Annotated in this window: 24 protein-coding genes; 14 read left to right on the top strand and 10 right to left on the bottom strand. The window is 70.5% G+C overall.

All coding sequences use genetic code 11. The features are described from left to right. Positions 1-18: 18 nt before the first annotated feature. Entirely contained in the window at positions 19-1,749 is a 1,731-nt protein-coding gene (locus ACFVT5_RS26160; RefSeq protein WP_389892699.1) for a bifunctional 3'-5' exonuclease/DNA polymerase, read from the top strand. 23 nt (positions 1,750-1,772) lie between these two features. Here the strand turns inward: ACFVT5_RS26160 and ACFVT5_RS26155 are convergent, their stop codons facing one another. After that, a complete protein-coding gene (locus tag ACFVT5_RS26155; RefSeq protein WP_389892696.1) occupies positions 1,773-2,747 on the bottom strand; it encodes an Acg family FMN-binding oxidoreductase in 975 nt (324 codons plus the stop codon). 233 nt (positions 2,748-2,980) lie between these two features. Between ACFVT5_RS26155 and ACFVT5_RS26150 the strand changes: the two genes are divergently transcribed. Next, positions 2,981-5,164: a SpoIIE family protein phosphatase gene (locus ACFVT5_RS26150; RefSeq protein WP_389892693.1), complete on the top strand. Its 2,184-nt coding sequence runs from the start codon at positions 2,981-2,983 to the stop codon at positions 5,162-5,164. A gap of 43 nt (positions 5,165-5,207) precedes the next feature. Here ACFVT5_RS26150 and ACFVT5_RS26145 read toward each other — a convergent pair whose 3' ends face one another. Then, on the bottom strand, positions 5,208-6,368 hold the full coding sequence (locus tag ACFVT5_RS26145) for a winged helix DNA-binding domain-containing protein (RefSeq protein WP_389892690.1): 1,161 nt from the start codon (positions 6,366-6,368) through the stop codon (positions 5,208-5,210). 244 nt (positions 6,369-6,612) lie between these two features. On the opposite strand from ACFVT5_RS26145, the gene ACFVT5_RS26140 reads away from it, so the two are divergent. Next, entirely contained in the window at positions 6,613-7,350 is a 738-nt protein-coding gene (locus tag ACFVT5_RS26140; RefSeq protein WP_389892687.1) for an SDR family oxidoreductase, read from the top strand. 21 nt (positions 7,351-7,371) lie between these two features. On the opposite strand, the gene ACFVT5_RS26135 is transcribed toward ACFVT5_RS26140, so the two are convergent. Continuing rightward, positions 7,372-7,764 carry a hypothetical protein gene (locus tag ACFVT5_RS26135; RefSeq protein ID WP_389892684.1) on the bottom strand — a complete coding sequence of 131 codons (393 nt, stop codon included), beginning with the start codon at positions 7,762-7,764 and terminating at the stop codon, positions 7,372-7,374. 141 nt (positions 7,765-7,905) lie between these two features. Here ACFVT5_RS26135 and sigJ point away from each other — a divergent pair, with 141 nt between their 5' ends. Next, positions 7,906-8,853 carry an RNA polymerase sigma factor SigJ gene (gene sigJ / locus ACFVT5_RS26130; RefSeq protein WP_389892681.1) on the top strand — a complete coding sequence of 316 codons (948 nt, stop codon included), beginning with the start codon at positions 7,906-7,908 and terminating at the stop codon, positions 8,851-8,853. 22 nt (positions 8,854-8,875) lie between these two features. On the opposite strand, the gene ACFVT5_RS26125 is transcribed toward sigJ, so the two are convergent. Further along, the gene (locus ACFVT5_RS26125) at positions 8,876-10,795 is read right to left on the bottom strand and encodes a P-loop ATPase, Sll1717 family (RefSeq protein WP_389892678.1); all 1,920 of its coding nucleotides are present in this window, start codon (positions 10,793-10,795) and stop codon (positions 8,876-8,878) included. A gap of 331 nt (positions 10,796-11,126) precedes the next feature. Here ACFVT5_RS26125 and ACFVT5_RS26120 point away from each other — a divergent pair, with 331 nt between their 5' ends. From ACFVT5_RS26120 to ACFVT5_RS26095, 6 genes are all read left to right on the top strand, one after another. Next, positions 11,127-11,744, top strand: coding sequence for a hypothetical protein (locus tag ACFVT5_RS26120; protein WP_389892675.1), 618 nt, complete (start codon positions 11,127-11,129; stop codon positions 11,742-11,744). Between the two features lie 346 nt (positions 11,745-12,090). Then, positions 12,091-12,282 carry a hypothetical protein gene (locus ACFVT5_RS26115; protein WP_389892672.1) on the top strand — a complete coding sequence of 64 codons (192 nt, stop codon included), beginning with the start codon at positions 12,091-12,093 and terminating at the stop codon, positions 12,280-12,282. Beyond that, positions 12,266-12,790, top strand: a complete 525-nt coding sequence (locus ACFVT5_RS26110) for a DUF6879 family protein (RefSeq protein ID WP_389892669.1) — start codon at positions 12,266-12,268, stop codon at positions 12,788-12,790. Before ACFVT5_RS26115 ends, ACFVT5_RS26110 begins: the two co-directional genes overlap by 17 nt. Next, positions 12,787-13,617: a helix-turn-helix domain-containing protein gene (locus ACFVT5_RS26105; protein WP_389892666.1), complete on the top strand. Its 831-nt coding sequence runs from the start codon at positions 12,787-12,789 to the stop codon at positions 13,615-13,617. The genes ACFVT5_RS26110 and ACFVT5_RS26105 overlap by 4 nt, the downstream gene beginning before the upstream one ends. Before the next feature lie 346 nt (positions 13,618-13,963). After that, positions 13,964-14,188 carry a DUF397 domain-containing protein gene (locus ACFVT5_RS26100; RefSeq protein WP_389892663.1) on the top strand — a complete coding sequence of 75 codons (225 nt, stop codon included), beginning with the start codon at positions 13,964-13,966 and terminating at the stop codon, positions 14,186-14,188. A gap of 87 nt (positions 14,189-14,275) precedes the next feature. Beyond that, on the top strand, positions 14,276-14,740 hold the full coding sequence (locus ACFVT5_RS26095; RefSeq protein WP_389892660.1) for a hypothetical protein: 465 nt from the start codon (positions 14,276-14,278) through the stop codon (positions 14,738-14,740). 71 nt (positions 14,741-14,811) lie between these two features. Here the strand turns inward: ACFVT5_RS26095 and ACFVT5_RS26090 are convergent, their stop codons facing one another. Together ACFVT5_RS26090 and ACFVT5_RS26085 are read right to left on the bottom strand one after the other, a co-directional pair. Beyond that, positions 14,812-16,527 carry an SMI1/KNR4 family protein gene (locus ACFVT5_RS26090; RefSeq protein ID WP_389892657.1) on the bottom strand — a complete coding sequence of 572 codons (1,716 nt, stop codon included), beginning with the start codon at positions 16,525-16,527 and terminating at the stop codon, positions 14,812-14,814. Between the two features lie 50 nt (positions 16,528-16,577). After that, on the bottom strand, positions 16,578-17,447 hold the full coding sequence (locus ACFVT5_RS26085) for an oxidoreductase (RefSeq protein WP_389892654.1): 870 nt from the start codon (positions 17,445-17,447) through the stop codon (positions 16,578-16,580). Between the two features lie 315 nt (positions 17,448-17,762). Between ACFVT5_RS26085 and ACFVT5_RS26080 the strand changes: the two genes are divergently transcribed. Next, on the top strand, positions 17,763-19,139 hold the full coding sequence (locus tag ACFVT5_RS26080) for a cryptochrome/photolyase family protein (RefSeq protein WP_389892987.1): 1,377 nt from the start codon (positions 17,763-17,765) through the stop codon (positions 19,137-19,139). A gap of 176 nt (positions 19,140-19,315) precedes the next feature. Continuing rightward, positions 19,316-19,975 carry a permease prefix domain 1-containing protein gene (locus ACFVT5_RS26075; protein WP_389892651.1) on the top strand — a complete coding sequence of 220 codons (660 nt, stop codon included), beginning with the start codon at positions 19,316-19,318 and terminating at the stop codon, positions 19,973-19,975. Positions 19,976-20,040: 65 nt separating this feature from the next. Here ACFVT5_RS26075 and ACFVT5_RS26070 read toward each other — a convergent pair whose 3' ends face one another. Next, positions 20,041-20,523 (bottom strand): hypothetical protein, encoded by a 483-nt coding sequence (locus ACFVT5_RS26070; RefSeq protein WP_389892648.1) that lies wholly within the window; start codon positions 20,521-20,523, stop codon positions 20,041-20,043. Positions 20,524-20,701: 178 nt separating this feature from the next. Here ACFVT5_RS26070 and ACFVT5_RS26065 point away from each other — a divergent pair, with 178 nt between their 5' ends. Together ACFVT5_RS26065 and ACFVT5_RS26060 are read left to right on the top strand one after the other, a co-directional pair. Beyond that, positions 20,702-21,046 carry a PadR family transcriptional regulator gene (locus ACFVT5_RS26065; protein ID WP_389892645.1) on the top strand — a complete coding sequence of 115 codons (345 nt, stop codon included), beginning with the start codon at positions 20,702-20,704 and terminating at the stop codon, positions 21,044-21,046. A 206-nt stretch (positions 21,047-21,252) separates the two neighbouring features. Further along, positions 21,253-22,677, top strand: coding sequence for a glycosyltransferase family 39 protein (locus ACFVT5_RS26060; protein WP_389892642.1), 1,425 nt, complete (start codon positions 21,253-21,255; stop codon positions 22,675-22,677). On the opposite strand, the gene ACFVT5_RS26055 is transcribed toward ACFVT5_RS26060, so the two are convergent. From ACFVT5_RS26055 to ACFVT5_RS26045, 3 genes are read right to left on the bottom strand one after another with little or no spacing between them, the layout of a single operon-like run. Further along, positions 22,664-23,326 carry a response regulator gene (locus ACFVT5_RS26055; RefSeq protein ID WP_389892639.1) on the bottom strand — a complete coding sequence of 221 codons (663 nt, stop codon included), beginning with the start codon at positions 23,324-23,326 and terminating at the stop codon, positions 22,664-22,666. The two genes, ACFVT5_RS26060 and ACFVT5_RS26055, sit on opposite strands and share 14 nt — an antisense overlap. A 53-nt stretch (positions 23,327-23,379) precedes the next feature. Beyond that, positions 23,380-24,882: a sensor histidine kinase gene (locus ACFVT5_RS26050; protein WP_389892636.1), complete on the bottom strand. Its 1,503-nt coding sequence runs from the start codon at positions 24,880-24,882 to the stop codon at positions 23,380-23,382. Then, the gene (locus ACFVT5_RS26045; RefSeq protein ID WP_389892633.1) at positions 24,879-26,195 is read right to left on the bottom strand and encodes a Clp protease N-terminal domain-containing protein; all 1,317 of its coding nucleotides are present in this window, start codon (positions 26,193-26,195) and stop codon (positions 24,879-24,881) included. The genes ACFVT5_RS26050 and ACFVT5_RS26045 overlap by 4 nt, the downstream gene beginning before the upstream one ends. Between the last annotated feature and the right edge of the window lie 2 nt (positions 26,196-26,197).

Raw genomic sequence — 26,197 nt, 5'->3', positions numbered from 1 at the left:
CCTGCGAGACTCGCGAGTATGAGTGGGCGGTGGGCGTTGGCGGCGGTCGAGGGTGGCAGTGTGCAGGTGGCCGCCCTCGGCTCGGACGGGCTGCCCGCAGGGCCGGTGCTTCAGGAGCCCGACCTCGTCGAAGCCGTCCGGTCGCGGCCCGATGTCACCCGTTGGGTCTGGCGGTCCACCGCCGATGTGTATCCCCGTCTGCTCGCCGCCGGCGTCCCCGTGGAGCGGTGTTACGACATCGAGGCCGCCGAGAGTCTGCTTCTCGGGCACGAGGGCAGACTCGGGGAACCGCACTCGGCGGCGGCGGCCTGGGCACGGCTGCACCAGGCGCCCGTACCGCCCGACCCCCCGCAGCGCTCCGCCGAACCGGGCGCGCAATCCCCGCTGTTCGAGCCGCAGCCGGTGTCCATGGCGCTGGACGCGCTCCTGGAGGTCTACGCCGATCAGCAGCGCCGGCACGACGCGGCCGAGTACCCCGCCCGGATGCGGCTGCTGACGGCGGCCGAGTCGGCGGGGACGCTGGTCGCCGCGGAGATGAACGCGGCGGGGCTGCCCTGGCGCGCGGACGTGCACCGCGAGGTCCTGCGCGAACTGCTCGGCGAGCGGTACGCGGGCGGGGAGCCGCGCCGCCTCGCGGAGCTGGCCGACGAGGTGTCGGCGGCCTTCGGGCACCGCGTCCGCCCCGATCTGCCCGCGGAGGTGGTGAAGGCGTTCGCGCGCGCGGGCGTGAAGGTGCGCTCGACGCGGCGCTGGGAGCTGGAGTCCGTCGACCACCCGGCCGTGAAGCCGCTGATCGAGTACAAGAAGCTGTACCGGATCTGGGTGGCGCACGGCTGGTCGTGGCTCGGTGACTGGGTGCGCGACGGCCGCTTCCGCCCGGAGTATCTGCCGGGCGGTACGGTCACCGGGCGCTGGGTGACCAACGGCGGGGGCGCCCTCCAGATCCCGAAGGTGATCCGGCGCGCGGTGGTCGCCGACCCGGGGTGGCGGCTGGTCGTCGCCGACGCGGACCAGATGGAGCCGCGCGTCCTGGCGGCGATCTCCCGTGACCCGGGTCTGATGGAGGTCGCGGGCCGGGCCACGGATCTGTACCAGTCGGTGTCCGACCGCGCCTTCTCCGGTGACCGCGACCAGGCGAAGATCGCGGTGCTCGGCGCGGTCTACGGCCAGACATCGGGCGACGGCCTGAAGAACCTCGCCGCCCTGCGCCGCCGTTTCCCGCGCGCGGTGGCCTATGTCGACGACGCGGCGCGGGCGGGCGAGGAAGGGCGCCTGGTGCGGACCTGGCTCGGCCGTACCTGTCCCCCGGCGGCGGGCGCGGGCGACCTGGCGGGCCTGGAGGAGGCGGGCATCCCCCAGGACGAACCGGCGACGACGGGCGACGGGTCCGCCGACGGCGACGGAACCTCCGGAGCCGACCCGGGGTACGGCTTCACACCGGGCTACGCCTCGTCCAACTCCCGCGCGCGGGGCCGCTTCACGAGGAACTTCGTCGTCCAGGGCAGCGCGTCCGAGTGGACCCTGCTCCTGCTCGCAGCGCTGCGCCGCGCCTGTGCGGGACTCGCGGCGGAGCTGGTCTTCTTCCAGCACGACGAGGTCATCGTGCACTGCCCGGCCGACGAGGCGGAGACCGTGGCGGCGGCGATCGAGGAGGCCGGGGCCCTCGCGGCCCGGCTGACCTTCGGCGAGACCCCGGTCCGCTTCCCGTTCACGACGACGGTGGTGGAGTGTTACGCCGACGCCAAGTGAGCCCAGTTCCTCAGGGCTTGCCCTCAGCCTCCAATCGACAGCACCTCCGACACCGGACGCCGCCGGGTCGCCGGGCCCGCCGGACCGTAGCCGAGGCGGATCACCATGTGGACATGGCCCATCGGGGACAGCGGGTCCCGTACCGCCCAGCGGAGTTCGGACCACTCCAGGGCCTGGGACGCGACCGAGGTGGCGAGTCCGTCGAGGGTGGCCTCCAGGAGGACGCGTTCCATGGCCTGGCCCGCGCGCAGCCAGTCCATCGGGGTGTCGTCGGCGGTGCCGAGCAGGGCGAGTTGGGGGGTGTCCTCGAAGACCACCGACTCACGGTGCGGGACTGTCCGTCCGGCGTCGAAGTCGCGTACCGGCGCGCCTCCGGCGGACTGGAGCGGCCCGAACGCGTACCGCGGGATCCCGTCGTCCCCGTCGATGTCCGTCCACTGCGCCAACTCCTCGCTCAGCGTGGTGTCCTGGGCCTCACGCAGCGCCGCCTCGCGGCCCAGGTCCACGATGGTCTGGCTGTGGAAGGCGTCCGGGAACACGAGCCGCGCGCCCTCCAGGAGCGCGGCCCGCCGCAGTACGCCGAGCAGCGGCTCCTCGATCCGTTCCTCGCTGAACGGGAAACGGCTGGTGTGCCTGCGGTGCAGGGCGGGGTACAGGTCGGCCAGCTCGTCGTACCCGCGTACGGGTTCCCCGAGGGTGACCTCGGCCATCAGGTCCGGGTCGTCGGGGTCGGGCAGCAGCCGGGTGGCCGATGCCCGGCCCGCGTGCGCCGCGGCGACCCGCAGATTGAGGACGGCTGCGGCACAGCCCAGGTGCAGCGCGCGCCGGTCGGGGTCCATCCCGGGCAGTTGCCGCGCGGGATCGGCCCGTATCTGGAAGGTCCGGCGGCCCGGGTCGTAGCGGAACATCCACGGCTGGGCGTTGTGCAGGGACGGCGCCAGCGTGGCGTCCTCGACGAGCGAGGTCACCGGTGTCTCGGTCTCGGCTGCTTGAGTCACGGGTCTCCTTCGGTCACGAGGTTCCTGGTCACCTGGGTCACGTGTCCCATTGCCCGAAAAGACCGAATAAAGCGTGAACTGAGCAAAGAAGAGTAAAGAGTTTATTCAGTAGATTTTAAGGATTATGAAGTTGTTGGGTGGCTATTAGATGTATTTGGCAGTGTTCACGAAGTTTCTTACAGTGGGGGTTGGATCACGCGGTTCACCCACCACGAGCGAGGAGGTGAGGCGCGGTGACGGAGGACATCAACCAGCAGGTCGGCGGGCCCCTCCTTCCGGAAAGCGTGATCCGGCTCCTCGGCTCCCCCGACTCGGCCACGCTCCTGAACACGGCTCTCGACCTCGATCTGTCCGGGCTCGGCGCCCAGGCGGGCGCCATCTACCTCACCGACGAGGAGGGCTGGCTGCGGCTGGCCGCCCAGCGCGACATGGACCAGGAGGTGATGGACCGCTTCGCGGTCATCGCCCCGGACGCCGCGCTGCCGATCGCCATGTCCGTCCGCGAGCGGCGCCCGTTCTACGGGCTGTCCGCCGATTACCGCGACCGGTATCCGGACCTCGCCGCCCTCAAGGTGCCCACCGACTTCGTCACGATGCCGCTGCTCGTCGACGACCGGGTTCTGGGCGCCCTGATCGTGGAGCTGCGCCGCCCCGGCCCGCTCTCCGACAGGGATCACCGGCTGATGGTCATGGTCACCGACGTGTGCGCGCACCGGCTTGAACACCTGCTCGCCGTGGAAGGGTCCGCGCTGCTTCCCTCGGACAGTCCGCGCCAGGACCCCACGGGCCGTAACGAGGCACGGCGCAGCTATCAGACCCGGGTCGAACTGGCCATGTCCAGCGGCGAGATCGGCTCCTTCGAGTGGAACATCCGCACGGGCGCGATCTTCTGGGACGAGCGGCAGATCCGGCTCTTCGGGCTTGACCCCGAGACCTTCGACTCGCGCTTCGACACGTTCATGGACGCCGTGCACCCCGATGACCGCGAGCGGCTCGGCCGGACCATCCAGGAAGGTCTGGAGAGCGGCGACTACCACTGTGTGTACCGGGTCGTATGGCCCGACGGCTCCGTCCACTGGGTGGAGAGCAAGGGCACCGTCCAGCGCGGGCCCGGCGGGCAGCCGGAGTCCCTGACCGGTGTGGTCTGGGACCGTACGGAGCAGCGGGAGCGGGAGTCCCGGCGCGAGGCGCACCGCGATTTCGTGCTGCGCATGACCCACGCGTTCGCCGCCGCGCTGTCGACGCGGGACGTCCTCGACGCGATGACCGGGATCGTGCTGCCCGAGCTGGGCGCGATCGCGCTCGCCGTGCACATCGAGCACGAGGGGCGGCTGATCCTGGAGGGCGCGGTGGGGTATCCCGCCGACACGAGGGAGCGGCTGCGGCTCATCGGCCGGGTCGACGACAACCCGATGGCGGCGGCGCTGCTCTCAGGCGGCCCTCTCTTCCTCGGCTCGCGCCGCGCCTACCTGGAGCGGTTCCCGGATCCCCGGCTGCGCCCCGCCGAGCGGCACAACGCGTTCATCTTCCTGCCGCTGGACTCGGCGGACGGCACGGTCGGCACTTGCCTCATCTCGTATCCGGAACCACGGGACTTCACGTCGGACGACCAGATCGTGGCGACGACGGTGTCCGGGATCCTCGCCCAGTCGCTGGCGCGCGCCCGGCTGTCCGACCTGTCGCGGCGGCGGATGACGGAACTCCAGACGCTGATGTTGCCGCGCGTGCTGTCGTCGCTGCCCGGCTTCGAGATCACCGGGCGGTATCTGCCGGCGGCCGAGGGCATGCAGGTCGGCGGCGACTGGTTCGACGTGCTGACCCGCGAGGACGGGGGCGCGTCGCTGATCATCGGTGACGTCCAGGGCCACAGCGCGCAGGCCGCGGGCGTGATGGGCCAACTCCGTACGGCGCTACGGGCACACGCGTCCGACGGCTATCGGGCCGAGCATCTGATGCGGCGGGGCAACAGCACCCTGTGGGGCCTCGACACGGACCGCTTCGCGACCTGCTGCATCGTCGATGTGTCCCCGCGCGCGGGCCACCTCCAACTGGTCCGCGCGGGCCACCCGAACCCGCTCCAGGCGGAGCCCGACGGCACGGTCCATGAACTCGCCGTCCAGGGCGCCCTCCCCCTCGGCGTCGAGCCCGACGACACGTACCCCGTCTACCACGGCCAACTCGTCCCCGGCGCCAGCCTGTTGCTGTACACGGACGGACTGGTCGACCATCCGGACCGGCTGTACGACGACTCGGTGGCCGACTTGGCGGACCTGTTCAGGACCTGGGCAGCGCCTCAGCCGGAGGGCGCCCCTCCGAAGTCCCTGGAGACCCTGGCGGACGCGATCGTCTCCAGCGACCTCACGCAGTCGGGTTCGGACGATGTGGCGGTTCTGATCATCCGCCGGAACTCTCCGTGACGGTCGGTTCGTTGACCCGGTTGTCGGCCCGGTTCAGCTCGGTTCAGCCCGGATCGGTGGCGATTCGTACGCGGTCGCTGTCGCCCTCGGACAGGAACGACGCCATCTCGCGGCCCTCCTCGGCGACGGCGGCGCGTTCGGTTCGGGTGAGGGTGCGCAGCGGGGTGACGGCCACGGTGTCGGCGTCGACGCTCCAGGTCGCGGCGGCCCGGCCGTCGACCAGGACGGCGCGCTCACCGGCGACCGAGAGACCGCGGTGCTCGTCGTCCACGATCCGGCTCCGGTCCTGGTAGCCGAGGATCGCGTTGTCGAACGCCGGCAGGAAGCGGACCGGGGCGGGGGTGTCGGGGTCGGGGCACGGGGCGTCGGGGAGGTCGAAGAGTTCGCGGCCCCGCTCGTCGCGGAAGGTCACCAGCTCCTCGCGTACGGCGGCCACGGCGGCCGGGAGTCCGGCGAGGCCGCACCAGGCGCGCAGATCGGCCGAGGCGGCGGGGCCGAAGGCGGCCAGATAGCGGCGTACCAGGGTCTGGCCGACCGGGTCGGAGCCGTCGAGAGGGAGCGGCTCGACCGGTCGGCCGAGCCAGGAGGAGAGCAGGACATTGCGTACGCCCGCCTTGGTACGCCATAGCCCGCGCGGGGGGATCTGGGCGGCCGGGATCAGGGCGGGGAAGAGCAGTTCGCCGAGGGCCCTCGGTGCGAGTGGCGGTGGCGGTGCCGGTTCCGATGCCGGTGCCGGGGTCGCTGTCGGGGTCGGCGTCGGTGTGGGCCGGTGTTCGGCGAGCAGCCGTACCAGTTCCGTCATCGTGCGGGGCTCGCCGTCGGCCATCACCGCCAGGCCCGCCGCGCCGAGTGCGTCGAAGTCGACGCCTTCGAGTTCGCGGCGGTAGGTGCCGACCACCCGTTGGCGCAGCATCGCCTCGTGGCGGGCCCGCCAGGCGAGGGCGTCGTCGGCGGTGAGGAGGTGGACGGTACGGCGCATGAGGTGGGTCCGTACCACGCGACGCCCGGTCAGCAGCTCGGAGAGATCCGCCGGGTCGAACGCCCGCAGCCGGGACCGGAGCCCGATGAACGGTTCCTGCGGCTCCTGCGCCTGTAGTCCGCAGAGGTGGGCGACGGCGTCGATGACCGGTACGTCGGCGCGATCGAGCAGGAACTGGCGGGCGAGGGTGGCGCGGTTGAGGGCGCGACGGTCGAGAACGGTCATCGGGTCGGCCGGCTGTCGAGGGTTCCGCGCGGCATGGGGGGCGTGGTCGTGGGGGGCACGGTGATCGGGTCCTTGTGGTCGTTCCGGCGGTTCGGCACGGAACAACCGTCCCAGGGATAGCGGACAGGAGGTGTCCGCTATGCGTCCGTTATCCGTCCGCTGTCCCCGACACTCCCGGCACTCCCGGCACTCCTCGGAAGAACTTCCCGAGCGCTTTGACGTCGTGTCTCGCACAATCGTTGCTATGTCCCTCTCTCACTCGAATGGTCACTCTGAGCCGTCCTCGCCTGCGCCCGGCAGTCGCGTGCTCCTGATCGGCGCGTCCCGTGGTCTTGGTCTCGCGCTGGCCGGGGAGTGGGCGCGGGCCGGCCGACATGTCGTGGCCACCGTGCGTGGCTCGGCCCGGACCGGTCTGCGTGATCTCGCCGACACCTACCCCGGGCAGATCGAGATCGAGACCGTCGACGTCACGGAGCCCGAGCAGATCGCGGCGCTGAACGACCGTATGGCCCACCGGATGTTCGATCTGCTCTTCGTGAACGCCGGCGTCACGAACCCGGCCGATGACACGGTGGCGCAGACCTCCACCGAGGAGTTCGTCCGGGTCATGGTCACCAACGCGCTGGGCCCGCTGCGCGTCATCGAGGCCCTCCAGGACCGCGTCGCGCCCGCGGGCACCATCGCGGTGATGTCCTCGGGCCAGGGCAGCGTGGCCAACAACGAGAGCGGCGGCCACGAGGTGTACCGGGGCAGCAAGGCCGCGCTCAACACCTTCATGCGCAGTTACGCGGCGCGGCACAGCGGCGAACCACGCCCCCTGGTCCTCATGGCCCCCGGCTGGGTGCGGACCGACTTGGGCGGCCCGGGAGCCCGGCTCGACATCGACGAGAGCATCCCGAACGTGGTCAGGACACTGGACGACCTCCGGGACAGCCCGGGTCTGCACTATGTCGACTACCTGGGCCGGACGATCGCCTGGTGAGCGCGGTGGAGGTCGCGGAGGTCAGGGGGTTCGCCCGGGGACAAGCGCCAGCACACTGAGCCCGAACATGAGGACGCCCAGGGGCACATGGAGCGACGGCATGTGCGCGATGCCCAACACCACCTGTACCGAGGCGAGTACGAGGAAGCCGGACGCGTAGAGGATGGGACGGGGCGACCCGCCGCCCGGCCGCCACGCCAGGATCGCGGCGAGTACGTACAGCATCGACGCGCCGTACATCACACGCGCTCCCACGCTGTGCAGTACCTCGCCGTGGGACGAGGAGAGCAGCAGTCCGGCGGTGACCGCCTGGAAGAACAGGGCCAAGGTCTGCAAGGAGATCGCGACCCGCACGAAGGTGAGGCCGCCGCCCCGTTCCGCCGCTGCCGCCGCCGTCGTCGTCCGTATGGCCATGACGTGGTCCCCCTGTACCTTTTCGATGGTGTCTCACTGATCCGACGACGTAGGCCCCCGAAATGTGAGCGGTGTTTCGTCGGAGTGTTCGGAGTACCGGGAGCGGAAGCGGGCCAGAGAGACCAGGGAGCGGTCGCGAGCATGAGTACCTCATCGGTCCCATCCGGGTCGGGGGACGACCGGTACGAGCCGGAGCTGAGCGCGGTCGTCGGTGAGCGGCGTCAACTGACGAACCTCGCTTACCGGTTGCTCGGTTCACTGGCCGAGGCCGAGGACGCCGTACAGGAGACCTACGTCCGCTGGTACGCGATGTCCCGGCAGCGGCGGGAGGCCGTCGAGTCGCCCGGCGCGTGGCTGACGACGGTGGCGAGCCGCATCTGCCTGGACCTGCTCGGCTCGGCGCGGGTACGGCGCGAGCGCTACGTCGGCGCCTGGATTCCCGAGCCGCTGCCCGACCGCAGGGAGTGGTTCAGCGGGCGTGCGGGGGACGGCGAGGCCGATCCCGCCGACCGGGTCACGCTGGACGAGTCGGTGAACATGGCCTTCCTCGTCGTACTGGAGTCGATGGCGCCGGCCGAACGGGTGGCGTTCATCCTGCACGACGTCTTCCGCTACCCCTTCGCCGAGATCGCCGAGATCGTCGGCCGAACACCCGCGGCCTGCCGCCAGTTGGCGTCCTCGGCCCGTCGACGTATCCGCGCCGAACGGGCTACGGAGGTGCCGACAGCCGGACAGGCCGGTCTGGTACGGCACTTCAAGGAGGCGTGGGAGGCCAAGGACATCGAGGCCCTTGTCGATCTGCTCGACCCCGACGCCACGATGATCGCCGACGGCGGCGGCATGGTCGGCACCGTCCTCCGCCCGGTCGAGGGCGGCGAGCGCATCGCCCAGTACCTGATCCACATCGCCGACAAGGCCCCCGGGCTGACGCTTCTGGAGCGGACGGTCAACGGCGGGCCCGGCCTGGTCGCGCAGCACGCCGGTGTCACCGTGACCGTGGCGGCGTTCAGCCTCGCCGGCGACCGGATCACGCGTATCTGGGCGGTCCGCAACCCGGAGAAACTCCGCCCGTGGATCGAACCGCGGTGAGCGAGGGGGAACTCGCCGCCGGTCAGCCGGTGTTGGAGCCGCCGCCGATCTCCCGGCTCAACCCACGTGTCTCGTCCTGGATACGGCGTACGACGCTGCGTATGCCGTCACCGCCGTCCACCCCGTTCTCGACCAGTTGGGTCGCCAAGGCGTTGAGGTAGTTGGTGGCGCCCACCAGGTGGCTCACCACGTCCCGTGCGTTCCCGTCGCGCAGTTGGGCCAGCAGTTGTGAGGCGTCGTCCACGACGCGGCCCACCTGGACCGAGATCTCGTAGGCGGCCTCGGCGGGGACGTCGGCCCGGCCGAGCTGCCGTCGGATGCGCTCGCAGGAGTCGATCAGTGACTGGGCCAGGGTGAAGTCCCGGCGGCGCCCGATGACGATGTCCGCATTGATCAACCTGCCCTGCACCACCGTGCCGAAGTTGTTCTGCGCACCGCCGATGACATGCGCCCGCTGCACCGGGTTGTAAGGGCGCAGCTCGGTGGAGTTGAGCGCGTTGAGTGCGGGGCGGAAGCAGCGGTGGATATGGAACTCGGTCTCGTGCGGCTGGACGGCGACCTGGCCGTCTCCTGTGTGGATGACCTCGCTGCCGCGCCGTACTCCCAGGAAGTTCACCCCGAACAGCACGTCGATGACGCCGTCCACGGTGAGGGTGTCGGTGTAGTCGGGAAACCGTGCGTGTAATGCCTCACGGTGCTCCTCGAAACGGCTCTCCAGTGCCGACCTCATCACCACGTAGCCGGTGTTCTGGAACATGGCGAAGACCCTGCTGAGGAAGGGGAAGTTGACCAGGTACTCGCGGGCGAGGTCCTGAAGTTTCCACTCGGAGAACTGCCGTGTGGCCTGGGCGATGTCGTCCGTGCTGATCGTCGCGTGTCCGCGTTCCGTCGCTTTGTCCCGGCACAGGTTGAGGAACTGGATCGTGTCCCGGGGCCGGGGCAGCGAGTGGGAGAAGAGGTACTCCGCCGCGGGAAGGCCCTCGACCTGTTCGGGGAACACCTGCCCCCAGAGTTCCGCCGGGGTCAGCCGCCGTCCGAGGGAAACGGACGCGCGGGTGAGGACCAACTCCTCCAGTTCGTCACCGGACCATGCGACACGGATCTCGTCGCCCCGGTACTTGTCGCCGTCGCTGAACTCCAGGGAGTCATAGATGTCCGCGCGCAGGAACAGCACACAGCGCAGGGCCTTTCCGTATGCCCCGGCCACATGCTTGCCCGCCAGCAGGAGGCCGGTGACCATGGCCTTGCTGTCCGGGTCGTTCGACCAGACCTGTTCCAGCTGATCGACCAGCACCAGCAGCGGCCCGTGCCGCTCGGCGCAGTCGAGTTGTTTCAGCGCGGCGGCGACGCCCTTCTCCAGGATGTCGAGCTGCGCGGTCGCCCTGGCGCCCTCCGAGGAACCGTTCAGGTCCAGCGACGCCTTGACGCCGAACGCCTCCAGGGACAGCGCGGTCTGGAGGCCGCGGGTGCCGCTGACCAGCCTGTCGTACAGCCGGGCCTCGCCCTCCTCGCCATTGGCGCGCAGGAACTTGCGCAGCGCGCGTACGGACGGGGGGAGCCGTCGTCCGTGGCGCGCCCTGGCGTGGGTGATGACGTGGCGGGCCGCGTGTACGGCGAAGACGTAACGCCAGATCAGCGACTTGGCGGTGTCTCCGGTGAGACCCTGTAGTTCGAATCGGCGGATCTCGTCGCCCGCCGCGTCGTCCGGGGTGATCAGTACGGTGCTGCCGGCGCGCCCGCCGTCGATGGTCAGCCGCATGCAGATCGCGCTCTTGCCCACGCCCTTGCGGCCGATGACAAGGATCTTCCGCCCGGACAGCACGGCCTCGTACGCGGCGGTGGCGAGGAAGCCTTCGCGCAGCAGCCCGTCGGCCATGTCGTGCTCGGCGTCATCACGCCCGAAGTAAAGCTTCCGCACGGTGTCGTCGTCCCACCCGGCCATACGGCTCACCGTCCTCCCCCGTACACACACCGGCTCACCGTCACCACCGTAGTGACGCGACCGCACCACGACCCTGGGGTTGGCGGGATCCGGTCCGGAACCGGGCCAGAACCGGGCCGGATCGGTGCCGGATCGGTGCGAGGGGGCATGTCGAGGCTGCGGTGACGGCGGGTTCGGTGGGGGTGCGGTGGGCTGCGGCACTCCGTGCAAACACGAACACGCCTGCATCCTCTGCCCAGTCCTACTCGCCGCCCGGCGCCCGGGGGCGGCAGAGCCCCGGGGCGCCGGGCGCCGTATGGTTCGACTTCCCCCATGCGAGAGGAACGGTGCGATGCTCGGCTATTGGCTGGCGGTCGTCCGCCGGCTGGCCCTGCCCGCGCTGGCGACCGGCGCGGTGTGCGCGGTCGCCATGACCGCCGCGCTGGTCCTGGGCGACGGCACGCCCTGGAGCGGGGCCGCCCCCCAGGCCCTGGCCGCAGGCGCGGCGGGCGCCCTCGCCTTCGCCGCCGTGCTGTCCACCTCCACAGTGGTGAGCGCGGCCCGCACGGCCCGCCGGTACGGGCTCACGCTCGGCCCCGAAGCCGTGGCCCTGCCCTCCGTCCGTGAGGTGCGGATACCCGCGATCGAGGGCAGGACCGCCTTCCAGCTGACGGACAGCGTGCGGCACGCGGTCGAGAAGGACCCCGTCCTGCGGTTGGACGAGATCACCGCGTTCGGGCACGGCACCCTGGACCTGACCCTGCGCGGGCCGTCGGACTCGACGGTCTCCGTACAGGTCCGCGTCACGACCGGGCCAAAGGAGACGGCCGCCGTCGTGGAGGCACGTCCGGCGGCCACGTACAAGCGGCTGGACGCGGCGGCCTGCTGGGCCGTCGCCCGCGTCGTCGAGGAGCGCGTGGCGCAGGCCCTGCGCGCCGAAACCGCGGACGGCGGCGCCGCCGCCCGCTGACGCCGGGCCGACCACGGGGTCTTCGTGCGTCCGGGAGTGACTACCGGGTCACCGGCACCAGGGCTCTCCCCCGCCACCACCGGTCGTACGGGGCATCAGCGGCACTGCCCAGCACACATGTGCAAGACCGGCCTGCCGGGACGTTTGAGCCGCGGCGGGCTCATGACCGATTCCTTGGTCCGGAAAAGAAGTCCGTCCAACCCATGAGCCGGGACAACTCGGCGTGAGGTTACGTAGTTTCCCGTTCCGTCAACCGTGATCGCTTGACCGGCCCAGTCCACGCTCGGGAGCATCAACCCAGATGCGGAGTACTGGCAGCTGCATGGGAGAGAAGGGAACCCAGACCATGAAGGTCACGAAGCTGGTCAGCACGTGCGACATCAAGGACTGCCCGACGATCTACGCGACGGATCGCAACACCTTCTTGGTACAAGGCGAGACGCCGGCCGACCACGGGCTTCAGATTCCCGCTCACGAAACCCTGGTCGAGATCCCGATGGAACTGATCCAGAAGGCCATCCGTGACAACCTCATCTAAGAGCCTCGGCGACCTGTTCGACTCGTTCGAGCGCGAGGCGTTCCGCCTGGAAACCCTGGACGACTACAGCAAGTCCGGGAGCGTGGACGCCTTTCAAGCATTCCTGACCGGAGAGCCACAGCCGGACGACTACAACGCGGGCTGGGTCGAAGAAATCCGCTCACACACCGAAAGAGGGAAGAGGATCTACCGGGTTCATATCCTGGCCCGCCCACTCACGGACTATCTTGGCTTCGAGCTTGGATGGGGATACCACAAGAACATGACCGGTGGCGAAGAGTTCTTCATTCTCGACATCACCGACCGGCCCAACCCTCTGGAGAACGTCCCCGATTTCTGGTTCTTCGACTCCACTTCCGTGGCCGTGATGAACTACGACGGAAACGGGAAGTACCTCGGCTCGGAAATGCTGCCGCCGGAACGATCGGCGGAATTCACGCAGCACCATGACACGGCACTCGCACACGCGGAGCCGTTCACCGAATGGTGGGCCAAGTACGGGACGTGAACAGAGCACAGTTGGGGGCCGCACTGCGGGCGCTGCGAGTGGCATCCGGCAAGGAAGCCAAAGCGGTGGCCCGCAGCGCCTTCATGTCTCCGTCCAAGCTATCGAAGATCGAGAATTCCAAGCTGGCACCCGGCGCAACGGACGTTGAGCGCATCCTGACCGCCATCGGCGTATCGGCAGAGGTCAAGGCCGAATACACCGAGGCGGCCCGAGCATCGGCGACTGAGGCGACGGCGTGGCGGCTCCTGAAGCGGATCGGGGTTCACAAGGGCCAGCAGGCCGCCAAAGCCCTGGACGCCCAGATGTCGAGGCTGCGGCTGTTCCAACCCGCACTCGTTCCCGGCCTGCTCCAGACACCCGAGTACATCCGGGCCGTCCTGCGCCGTCACCATCTGAGTGAGGATGCACTCACGCGAACGATCAACGGGCGACTTGAACGGCAAGCTGTTCTCTACGACAACACCAAGTCCTTGCGGTTCGTGATTACGGAACCAGTCCTACGGTGGCGAATTGTCCCGGCACAGATGATGGCTGCGCAGCTTGACCGCATCGTCTCCATATCCCGGCTCGCCCACGTGGACATCCGAGTGGTTCCGCTGGAGATTCAGCAGCACGATATTGCGAATCATGCGTTCGTCATCCGCGACGACCGCGTGGTCACCATGGAAACGGTCCACGCCGAGGTTGTCGTCACAGATCCACGAGATGTGGGTCTCTACGTTGACAAGTTCGAAGGATTCGCGCAAGTGGCGCGGTCCGACGACGACATGCGGAATCTGGTCGAAGACATCCGTGACGACTTTTTGCGGGAACAGGAAACAGGCTAGAGGCTGATCCCTGGCCCGCCGAAGATGACGACATGGAGAGTGAAGAGAGAACGTCCGAGCCCGTGACCGAACCCACGGTAGGGACGTGCCTGTCGGAGCTGCCGGGCAAGCCGTCACCCAAGCCCGGTTGCCCCGACTGCCTTTCTCAGTCGGTCGCCCGCGAGAACGCCCGCTCCACAGGCGACTACAGCGCCGTATGCGACCGCAACGTGGCCGCTGCCCAGGAATCCAGGCCGTAGGTCCGGACACCTCGCCGGCCCAGCTTTCCCACTCCCTTGAACTCCCGTCCGGTATGGGCGGCGGCGGTCAGTCATGGCCGTGATCAGTTGAGCAGGAAGGTGCAGTGATGCAGAACGGAATCGACCTGTACGCGCTCGACATCAGCGGGGCCTCGTTCGTGAAGGCGTGCGGGGGCCCGTGCACCGAGGGGTGCGTGACCCTGGCCCGGATCGGTGACGACGCCTGGGCCCTGGGCGACAGCAAGCGGCCGGACGCACAGCCGCTGCGGTTCACCGCGCAGGAACTGGACGCGGCCGGGATCGACCCCGCGCGGTTCGGGCCGAACGTCTGACCCTCCCCCCAGCCGGTCCCGGCCCACCCTCAACCGGATCGGGACCGGCTGGTTCATCGACCGCCCCCACCCGACGGGAAACGCCAGGTGCACCACCACGGCTATCTGTGGACCGGCCCCAAACAGCGTTACGACAACGAAGCCCTGCGACGGCCCCCACACCCCGAACCGCCGCCACCCGGAAGCAACCCGGACCTCATCCACCGCTACCGGGAAGTCGCAGCCGAATTCCCCACCACCGACCTACCCCCACTCGTGACCGCGTACTGGCTCATCAAACCGAAGAGTCTCGCACGCGGCACCTGGGAGGAGCCGAAGGAAGCAGCGTCATGGCTCGGGGAACGGCTGGCCGAGTATGCGCCCCGCTTCGCCTCCGCCCCCCAGCGCGACACCACCTACCTGGCCACACTCGTCAACTCCACCACCGAACACCTGGAGTCCGGCATCGACGTCTCACTCGGCTTCTACCTCGAACGCCCCGCGTACCTGTCCCTGGCCTTGGTGCGCTGCCCGAACCGCGCGCGACCGGAGTTGCCCTGCCCACTCCGGTGACATCGGACGGCCGAAACCCGTCCACGCCTATGACGTAGTGCTGCCCGACACCATAAGCAACACCACTGGGACTAGGTCTCGTCCCCGGCGTCCCCGGTCGTCGGGCCGGGCTCAGGGATGGCCGGGCCCAATGGGCCCGCCCCTACGCCGTACCCCCTTGGTTCCGTCGCCGGTCTCTCGTAGCCGCCGACACGCACCGCGTTCCCCGTGTCGAGGCCAAGGCGGGCCGCCCAGGCCAAGGCGTCGTCCAGGGATGCGTCCGCGCCGGACAGGCGGGCGGCGGCCAGGGTGTGGGGTACCGCGCCGGCGTCCAAAAGCGTGGACCACTGGTGCCCCGTAAGGGCGAGGTAGCGGAGGTTTTTCAGGTCCGCCACCACTGTCAGGTCTTCCGGGTCCGCCTCGGAGAGGTCGAGGGCGCGCAGACCGGGTGCCGTGCGCAGCGGGGTGAGGTCCACCGGCGCGGTCGTCTTCAGGTCGAGGGATGACACGTGCGGGTGGTCCGTCAGGGCGGTCAAGTCGGTGCCGGACAGGCCGACCCGCAGAGACTCGACCGGCATGTCCCGTACCGGAGTCAGGTCGGCCGTCCACGAACGGTTGAGGTGCAGTCGGCGGAGGCCGGTCGCGGCGGTGAGTGGGGTGAGGTCGACCAGGCCGGTGACGTTGTTGATGTGGATGGCCTGGAGGGTGGGCGGGACCGGCGTGGTGAGGTCGCCGATGATCTGGCGGGGCGCGTGTTCGCCGGCGGGGTCGAGCAGGGAGAGGTAGTCGTCCTCCTGCTCGTACGCGCCCTGGTCGAGGAGTTCCAGGTAGCGGCCGAGGAGTGAGGTGATCGAGTCGCCGAGGTAATGCGGTCCGTCGTCGTAGTCGCGGCCGGTGCGGATGATCTGGCCGGGGTGACCCTCGCGGGCCGGGTCCGTGTCGACGGCCAGGTAGTTGCCGTCCTCGCTGGTGGCGAAGCGCAGCCAGCCGGGGTGACCTCCGCAGCGGCGGACCGTGTCGGCGGGCGTGGCGTCGAAGACGACGGCTTCCCACTCCAACTCCCAGGTGAACCACGGCCGTTCGCCCGCACCCCACTCGCTGTACTCGGCGACCAGACGCTTCAGCGAGAGCCAGGAACTGTCGTGGAAGAGATAGCGGCTCTCGAAGCCGACCGCGTCGCCGTCGGCGATCGCGTAGAGCGCCCGCAGGTCGGCGGGGAGTCGGCGGCCGATACGGCGTTCGGCCTCGTCGATCGCCGCGGGGGTGGCGGGTGGCGGCAGTTCCTCGGGGTGCCCCATGATCGCGGCCCGCCGTTCCATGTACGTACGGAAGCGGGCCACCGCCAACTCCGGGTCGCCGGCCGGTGCGGCGGTGCCGCGTTCCTGGCACTCGCCTGGCTGGGGCAGCCGGTACGCGGGGTCGAGGACGACCTGGAAGCCGCCGTCCGTGCCGGTCACCCGGGTGAGGGCGTCGTGAAAGGCGACGAGTTGGTACGCGCCGGACGGAAGGCACTGGATTTCGAAGCTGACGGACTCCCAGCCGCGGTCCTCGCGCACCGCTTCCGCCAGCGCCATCAGGTCCTCGTAGGGGTGGGGCACGCCGGAGTTGTCCGGTCGGCCCTTCCGGGTGTAGCCGCCGGTCACCATGGTGCCGCCGCGCCCCGCCCGGCCGTGCAGGACCGCGCGCGTCCAGCCCTTGGGGGCGCGCGCGACGATCGCCTCGACTATCGGTCGTACCGCTTGCTCCACTCGCTCCACGATGCGCTGCTCCCCGTGCCGTGCCGTCGTCAGTACCGGTACGGAAATCATGGCACCGGGCACTGACATCGCGAGGCCACACCGGGACCCTTCCGGGGGCGCTACTTGCCGATGCCGTTCAGCTCGGCCACCGCGTCCTCCGGCAGCACCAGCTCGGCCGCGGCGATGTTCTCGCGGAGGTGCGCGACCGACGAGGTGCCGGGGATGACGACGATGCTCGGGGAGCGCCGCAGCAGCCAGGCGAGGGCGACCTGCTGGGGCGATGCGCCGACGCGGGTCGCGACGTCGTTCAGGGTGTCCGACTGGAACGGGGAGAAACCGCCGAGCGGGAAGTACGGGGCGTACGCGATGTTCTCGGCGGCGCACCGGTCGACCAGGGCGTCGTCCTGGCGGACGGCGACGTTGTAGAGGTTCTGCACGGTGACCACCGGGGCGATGGCCTGTGCCTCGGTGAGCTGCTCGGACGAGACGGTACTGAGCCCGAGGTGGCGGATCAGCCCCTGCCGCTGCAACTCGACCAGGGTGCCGAACTTCTCCGCGAAACCGGGTTCGTCGGCGGGGCCTTCGACGCTGCCGAGGCGGAGGTTGACGACGTCGAGGGCGTCGAGGCCGAGGTGTGCCAGGTTGTCGTGGACCTGTGCTTTCAGGGACTCCGGCTCCCGTGACATCACCCAGTTGCCGTCGTCGTCGCGCAGGCCGCCGACCTTGGTGACGATGCGGAGGTCCGCCGGGTAGGGGTGCAGGGCCTCCTTGATGATCTCGTTCACGACGACGGGACCGCAGAAGTCGCTGGTGTCGATGTGGGTGACGCCGAGGTCGACCGCCGTACGCAGCACCGCGACGGCCTCGTCACGGTCCTTCGGCGGCCCGAAGACGCCGGGGCCCGCCAGTTGCATGGCTCCGTACCCCATCCGGCTGAGGGTGAGATCGTCGGCGAGCGTGAGGGTTCCACCGGGTGCGCTGCTGGTCATTTCCTTGCCTTTCGTCCCGATACGAGAGCCCGACGCTATCCCGCGTCACCGGGTCCCCGGCGCTTTGCCGCGAGTCCCGGTACGGCTCCCGGCACCGACTGTGCCGCGCCCCGGGCACGGTAGGCAGTACACCGCTCATCCTGGGATCGGCGGTCCCTGTCCGCCGGACGGGGGACGCGCGGGAACGGGACCCGGCCGGGACCCCACGACGCGCTACGGTTCGCCGATGCCGCCCCTCACCATGAGTGACCTCCGGTCGGGTCCGGGAGCCCTGGAGTCCGCTCTGTGCACGCGAACACGAACATGAACATGAACGTGAACGTCTCCCTCTGTCTCTTCACCGCTGATCTGCGGGTGCACGACAACCCGGTGCTCCGGGCCGCGCTCAAAGGTGCCGATCAGGTGGTGCCGCTGTTCGTGCTGGACGACGGGGTCGGCGCGGCCGGGTTCGCCGTGCCCAACCGGCGTGCCTTCCTCGCCGACTGTCTCGCCGATCTCGACGCCGGACTGCGGCAGCGTGGCGGGCGACTGGTGCTGCGGGCGGGCCCGGTCGTGGACGAAGTCTGCTCGGTCGTCACCCGTACGGGTGCCCGCCGGGTGCACCTGGCCGCCGGGACCAGCGCTTACGCGCGCCGCCGTGAGGAGCGGCTCCGCGCCGCGCTCACCGCTCAGGGCTGCGCGCTCCAGGTCCACGACGCGGTGACCACGGTGCTTCCTCCCGGCGCCCAAGTACCGTACGGCCGCGACCACTTCGCGGTGTTCACGCCGTACTTCCGGCGCTGGCAGGACACACCCGTACGGGACGTGGTGGCGGCTCCCCGGGCCGTGCCGGTGCCCGCGTCCGTCGCCGAGGAGGCCGGTTCGGTGCCGCTGCCGGTGCGCGCGGAGGTGGCTGAGGTCTCGCCGGGGCTCGCGCCGGGCGGCGAGCGGTACGGACGCGGGCGGTGCGCGACCTGGCTGCGCGGCTCCCTCGCCGGGTACGCCGACCAGGGCGCCGAACTCGCCGCCGACGCCACCTCACGGCTCTCCCCGCACCTGCACTTCGGCACCCTGTCGCCCCTCGAACTCGTCCACCGGGCACGGGAATCCGGCGGACCGGGCGCCGAAGCCTTCGTACGGCAACTTGCCTGGCGGGACTTCCACCACCAGGTACTCGCGGCCCGCCCGGACGCGGCGAGAGCCGACTACCGCCCCCGGCACGACCACTGGCGCCACGACGAGCGCGAGGCCCAGGCGTGGCGCGACGGGCGCACCGGATACCCCGTGGTGGACGCCGCGATGCGCCAACTCCGGTACGAGGGCTGGCTGCCGGGCCGGGCCCGGATGCTGGTCGCGAGTTTCCTGACGAAGACGCTGTACCTGGACTGGCGGATCGGCGCCCGGCACTTCCTCGACCTGCTCGTGGACGGCGACGTGGCCAACAACCAGCTCAACTGGCAGTGGATGGCGGGCACCGGCACCGACACCCGCCCCAACCGCGTCCTCAACCCGGTCACCCAGGCGAAACGCCACGACCCGCACGGCGACTACGTACGCCGCTGGCTACCCGAACTGGCCGGCCTGCGCGCACCGGCGATCCACCACCCCTGGACCCTGCCACCCTCGGAACGGGCCCGCTACGACTACCCGGACCCACTCGTGGAACTGTCCGAAGGGCTGGAGAGATTCCACCGGGCACGAGCGACGCCGTAACCCTGCTTCCGCACCACCTTTCCTTGCCACCCTTTCCTCAGCACCCTTTCCTCAGCACCTCTCTTACCGCCCTTCCCTTCGCGCACGTACCCGCCTTATGTAGGCTGCCTACCCATGAAGTTCACGGCCGTGATCGGATCCGTCCCCACCCCCGTCGCGCCCCCGGGACTCGCCCTATGAGCGACCCCGTCGAGGACTACGTAGCCACCCTCTCCGCCGCCCTGCACGGTCCCGCGCGCACCAAGGCGCGCATGGTGGCCGAGGTGCGGGACGGCCTCACGGACGCCGTCGCCGAGCACACCGGTGAGGGGCTGACGTACGAGCGTGCGGCCGATCAGGCGCTACGGGAGTTCGGGAGCACGGACGAACTCGTGGTGAGCTGGCAACGGGAACTGACGATCGCTCAGGCCCGGCACACCGCACGGGCCGTGGCCCTCACCCTCCCCTTCCTGATCACCTGCTGGTACCTCGTACAGAACGCGGGGCACCGGCAGGATGGGGAACTCCCGCGTACCGCCCAACTGTTGGCCGTCCACCTCGCCGAGGTCGCGACGGTCGCCGCGCTGCTCGCCGGAGCGGCACTCGCGGCCACCGGCACGCTCGCCCGCCGGCTGCCGACACCGCACCGGCTTCCGCTCACCGTCGCGTGGGCGGGGACGGTCGCGAGTGTGTCGATGGCCGTGGCGACGCTCGCCCTGGCCATCGCGGCGGTGCTGGGGACGAATGGGCCGCTGATCGCTTTCGCGGGGGTACTGGCCGCCGCGTCGCACGGGTTGATGGCGGGGTCGGCGCGGTCGTGTCGGCGGTGTGCCCGGTTGCCGGTCGTCCTGGAGTGAGGGCGGGGGACCTCGGTTTCAGAGGCCCCCCGGGCGCCGCCGCGAGCCGCCCGGCCGTCAGACTGTCAGACTCCCGTTGTGGAGCCGGGGCGGACGATCATCAGGACGACGACCGTTGCCCACAGCAGGTTGAAGATGCCGGTGACCATGGCGAGGCGGACCGCGGCCGACCGGGTCGCCGCCCCGCTCCCCGCCTCCGCCGGTTCCCCGAGCAACCGTTCCTGCCCCGGCAGGATCGCCATCAGCAGCAAGGCCGCGGCGAGCGCGGTCAGTACGACCGAGATCAGGAGCCAGGCGTCGGTCAGGACGCCCATCTGGAGGCCGGTGGCGAGGCCGAAGGCCGGTACGGCGATGCCGACGACCGTGTATCCCCGGCAGATCCGGTGCAGGAACGCGGCGGTGCGCGGGTCGCGTTCGTCCGTGCCGATCGCGGTCGCGCCCTCCGGCGGCGGCTTCACATAGCGGGGAAACATCGAGGCCGCGACCGTGATCGGCCCGATCGCCAGGATCGCCGCCAACACATGGACGGACAGCAGCAGTTTGGTCACCGGGAGCCCCCTGTAGGTCGCCTGCGATTGCCCATGGATCGCCTATGGGCACCCATGGATCACCCATGAATGCCGATGGGTTGGCTGGCAATGCATTGGCTGTCGAACTATAGGTAGCACAGACCTCGGGCGCTTGGGTAGGCTGCCTGACCATGAACGCGGGCCAGGAGGGCGAGCTATGAAGGCGAGTGAGGTTCGCGGGCACCTGGACGGGCTGCTGCTGTCCGTACTGGAATCCGGCCCGCTGCACGGGTACGCGATCATCACCGCGGTGCAGGACCGCAGCAACGGCGTCCTGGAGCTGCGCAAGGGCACCATCTACCCCGCGCTCAACCGCCTTGAGCGGCTCGGACTGCTGTCCAGCGCCTGGGAGTCGGTGGGCGAGCGACGCCGCCGTTGCTACGAACTCACGGACGCCGGCCGCCGGAGTCTGGCCACCGAGCGCACGGTGTGGAAGGAGTTCATCACCGCGATCGGCTCGGTACTCGACCCGGCCCCGCCGACCCCCGGGCACGCGACGTAGTGGTGACCCCTGATACGGAGTTGTAGGGCGCCGACGTACCGTCTTGGCATCGTGTGCACGTCAGGTACGCACCCCACGCATCCCTGGCGGCATGAATCCGGCGTCGATCCACGCCGCTACACGGGGGCCTGGCCACCTGCATGACATCCCACATAGCCGCTCTCCCGACCGTCCTCCGGCGCCGGCCGCCCCTCTGGCTGATTCCCATGGTGTGGACCGTCGCCCTCGGCCTGTGGGGACTGTCCCGGCGGCACAGCGTGTGGCGGGACGAGGCGGCGACCTGGCAGGTGGCCGAGCGGTCCGCCGGCGACATCTGGCACATGCTGGGTCAGGTCGACGCCGTGCACGGGCTCTACTACCTGCTGATCCATGGAGTCTTCGAGGTCTTCGGCCCCGGCACGACGACCTTGCGGCTGCCTTCCGTGCTGGCCGGAGCGGTGGCGGCGGCCTGTGTGACGGTCATCGGCGACCGGCTGGCCGGACCATGGGCAGGTGTGGCCGGAGGCATGGCGTTCGGGCTGCTTCCGGCCATGCAGTTCTACCTCCAGGAGGGCCGCCCGTACGCGCTCGTCGCGGCCGGGGCCGCCGTCTCGACCCTGCTCCTGGTGACGGCGCTCGAAGGCCGCTGCCGACCACCGCACTGGGTGGCGTACGGCACCACGGTCCTGCTGTCCGCGCTGCTCAACTGGCTGTCGCTGCTGATGCTTCCCGCGCACCTGGCGACCCTGCTGTGGACGCGGGCCGGGCGCGGTACGTGGAGCCGCTGGGCGGCGGCCTCGGCGACCGCGCTGGTGGGCGCGCTGCCGTTGATCCTGTTCAGCCGGAGCCAGGCGCGCCAACTGTCCTGGATACCGCCGATGACCTGGCACATGATGATCGGTCCTGCGATCCTGCTGACGGTCGGCGGCCTCGGCGCGCTGCTCGACCGGCCGAGAGCGGGGCAACTGTCGGCGGCGGCGGTTGGGCTCCCGCTCCTGGCCGTACCGCAACTCGGCCTGATCGGGCTCTCCTTGATACAGCCCCTGTTCATCGACCGTTACGTGGTGTTCAGCCTGGTGGGTCTGGCGCTGCTGATCGGTACGGGCCTGGGTGCGGCGGTACGGAAGGCCGGGCCACGGTTCCCGAGAGCGTCGAGGTGGCTGGTCCCGGTAGTGGTCGCCGTATCGCTGGCGGCACTGCTGCCCCAGTCCCTCGCCAAACGGTCCCCGTCCAGCCGGGTGGACGACGTGCTGGCGATAGCGGCGGACGTACGGCGGCTGAAGCAGCCGGGCGACGCGGTGCTGTTCCTCCCGTCGGCCCGCCGCGACACGAAGTCGGTCTCCCCCCGGGCCTTCACCGGCCTACGGGACATAGCCCTGACCAGAACCCCCTCGGAATCCGGCACCCTGAAGGGCCGGGAAACCACCCCGGCCCGACTCCGGTCCGCCATGCTGACGCACCACCGCATCCTCCTGATCACCGACGCACCCAAGGTGGCGAAACCGGTCACGGAAGCAAGGGACTTGGCGAAGTACTCCGTACTGAGGGACCACTTCAGGGTGGTCGCGGACATCCAGACGCGGGGCCGCCGGGTGACGGTCTATGAACGCCGCACCCCAGCTTCCCCCCATACAGGGCTCAGTGGTCGGTGAGGTCGGTGAGCAGGCCCGCGTCGTGGGCGAGTACGGCGGCCTGTACACGGTTGGCACAGCCCGTGCGGGTGAGGATCCGGCTGATGTGGGCCTTGATCGTGCCGGCGCTCAGATGCAGTTGACCGGCGATCTCCGCGTTGGACAGGCCGGTGCCGAGGAGTCGTAGGACATCGCGTTCGGCCGGGGTCAGGTCTTCGGTTCTGCGCAGGGCGGCCTCGGTGTCGCGGCCGGACTGCACGTGGCGGTGCAGGAGTTGCCGGGTAATACGGGGTGCCAGTACCGGTTCGCCCTTCGCGGCGAGTTGGACGGCGCGTATCAGGTCGGCGGGACCCGTGTCCTTGAGGAGGAAACCGCTCGCCCCCGCCCGCAGCGCGCGTGTCACGCTCGCTTCCTCGCCGAACGCCGTCAGCATCACGACACAGGTGCGGGGCGAGAGTCGGGTGATGTCCTCGGCGGCGGCGATACCGTCCCTGGTCGGCATCTGGATGTCGAGCAGCGCCACATCGATGTCCTGGGCGCGGCAGGCCGCTGCGGCCTCCCGGCCGTCGCCCGCCTCGGCGACGACCTCGATGTCCTCGGCGTTCTCCAGGATCAGCCGGATGCCCGTGCGCATCAGCGCCTCGTCGTCGGCGATCAGGACTCGGATCATCGGCTCATCCTAAGGGGGCCTCTGAGCCTCTGATGGTTCTCCGAGGGGTCGCGTCAGAAGCCCCCCACGGCCGCCAGAGTCAGCAGCAGGACGACGAAACCGGCCGTCGGCAGGACCACGAGCAGCGCCGCGCAGCCCGATCCCAGGACGCGCGGCCAGGTCAGGATCTCGTCCGGCAACGGGGCATGTGCACCTGGCTGCGGCGGAGTTGGGGCGGCGGTCGGCGACGGGTGCGCGACGCGCGCGAGGGGTGCGACGGGCGCAGGGGGTGCGAGGGGTGCGAGGGGTGCGACGGGCCCGGTTCCCTGCTGCGGCAACCACGCCGCCACCCGGAAACCGCCGTTCGTCAAGGCGCCCGCCTCGAACCTGCCGCCCAGCAGCGAGATCCGTTCCTGGCAGCCCGCCAGCCCGCTGCGCGTTCCGCCCTGGGAAGAACCCCCCGCACCCGGCGCCTGATTGGTGACGGACACCTCGATCCCGCCGTCCGTGCCGCCCCTGACCTCCACCCTGGTCGGCGCGCCGGACGCGTGTTTCAGCACGTTCGTCAGCCCCTCGCGGACCATCCGGTGGATCGCCTGCCGCGTACGGAACCCCACATCGGCCGTCTCCGGAACGGACCATTCCAGCTCGACGGCGCTGCCCGTCCGCCGGGACTCCGTCACCAGAGCGCTGATGTCCGCGCGGGTCCCCCTCTCGTCCCCGGTCGCCCCGTCCCCCGGATCCGTCAGGTCCTCGTGCCGCAGGACACCGAGGATTTCGCGCAGCTCTCCCATCGCCGTACCGGCGGTCGTCCGCAGCAGCTCGGCCTGTCCGGCGAGTGCGGGTGCCTGCCGCGCGGCACCCAGCTCCAGCGCCCCGGCGTGCACCGAGATCAGGCTCAGCCGGTGGCCGAGGAGATCGTGCATCTCGCCCGCGATACGGTTCCGTTCCTCCATGCGGGCCGCGGCGGCGGTCAGCGTACGGGCCTGTTCCAGATAGGCGTTGCGTTCCCGCAACAGGCTGACCAGGGGGCGCCGCCGCCCGAGCAGGGTCCCGGCCAGGGCGGGAAGCAGCAGAAGCAGCAGCACCGAGAGTCCGTTGCCGACCACGTTCACCGGCAGGTCCTCGGACCGGGCCAGGGCGGAGCGTACGACGGTCAGGGCGAGGGCGACGGCGCCGGCCACCCCGACGACCCACCACGCGCGCCGGGGCGGTGCGATACGACGGGTCGCCGGCAGCACGATCAGCGGCACCACCGCCAGCGTCCAGACGTTGTCGCCCACCAGCAGCAGCGCGGCACCGAGGACCGCGGCGACCGGACGGGCCCGCCGGACGGGGACGAGCAGTGCCGCCCACAACGCCTCCAGGACGGCCCAGGTCGGCCGGTCGGGGGCGATCACAAGCAGCGGGACCAGACAGAAGACCGCCGTCAGGGCGGAGAGAAGTGCCTCGGTGACGAGGGTGCGGCGCGGGGCGGCCCGTATCGCGGTCCGTATCGCGGCCCGGCCCGCGACCGTCTCATGGCGCAGCCACCGTGGCACACCGGCGAGCCCGCGCCTCAGCTGTATGTCGGTCACGCGCCCAACCGTAGGTCGAGTTCCGCCCGCAGCGCGGCCACGTCCACCTGCTCGGCGGCCAGCAGACGTCCGACCGCGCCCGACCGCTCGTCGAGCAGCGCGGCCAGCAGGTGGACCGTGCCGACCGTGGGCGAGCCGTGCTCGGCGGCGCTCAGCCGCGCGACCGACACGACCCGGTTGGCGGCTGCGGACAACGGCCCGTACTCATGCGACCCACCGTCGCCGTCCCCCTCGCCGCCGCCCTCGCCGCCGCCCTCGCCTTCGGGAGCGGCTGCGGGCGGGAGCTTCGAGGCCGAGGCGGCCAGGGACACCTGGCGAACCCCGTGCCGTCGCAGCAGTTCCGGAGCCGCGTTGACGTCCGTGAGGCTTTCGGGAAGCGAGCGTCCGGCGACGGACAGGCCCCGGTCCAGGGCCAGTGTCCCGAGCAGGAGGTCGACGGGTTCCGCCGCGTCCCGTCCGCGCCGGACCGCCTGCCGTGCGGCCTCGACGGACACCGCGGACACGACCGGTGAACCGTTCGCCTGGCTCTGCGCGATCCAGGAAGCCAGCGCGCGGGTCAGGCGGTTGCCGCTCTTCCCGAACGTCCCGGCCCGGCGGAGAACGGCCGTACCGGAGGATTCCGGCCGCTCGGTCTCCGCCGTGGCGCCCGCGTCCACCGCGTCGAGCGCACGGGCCGCGGCGGCCGTGTCCAACCGCTCCAGGACCAGCGCCTCCCGTGCCCTGGTATCCGGCAACTCCAGCAAGGCGCGGGCCACATGGCGGCAGCGCACCGCGATCGTGCCCTCGGCGCGGGCCGTGCCGAGCGCGAGCAGCAGGCAGACGCGGAGCGCACCGGTCATCCCGGGCAGCGCCCGGCCGCTCTTGCGGTCCGATCGGCTCGACAGGGCTTCGAAGCGCCACAGCGCCTCACGCCAGGCGGACTCGACCTCTGCCTCGTCGGCCACCTCTTTCGCGTCGTCGGCCTCCCGCTCACCGGCTTCCTCACCGGCTTCCCCAGCGACCCGCTCAGCGGCCTGCGGCACACCCGGCGCCTCGTCGTCACTCACCCACCCGAGCCCCGCCCGCCCGGCGATCAGACCGCTGAGCGAACCGGCCTTCCGCATCCCGGGGGCGAACGCCTCACCGGCGTCCGATTCCCCCAGGACGAGTTCTCCCAGCAGGGTGTCCGTCCCGACGACCGACAACTCCCGCCTGACCGCCCGCCGCACGGTCTCCACCAGCAGGTTTATGACGTCCGTCTCGAACTCCGTGGTCGCCCCGACCACGGAGTCCGAACCCTCGGCGTGTACTCCGGTCGTTCCTCGCTGACCCATCA

Source organism: Streptomyces sp. NPDC058001, from assembly GCF_042886315.1.
Lineage (GTDB): Bacteria > Actinomycetota > Actinomycetes > Streptomycetales > Streptomycetaceae > Streptomyces.
Note: the sequence above shows the minus strand (reverse complement) of the source record. Positions and strands in the feature narration are given on the sequence as shown.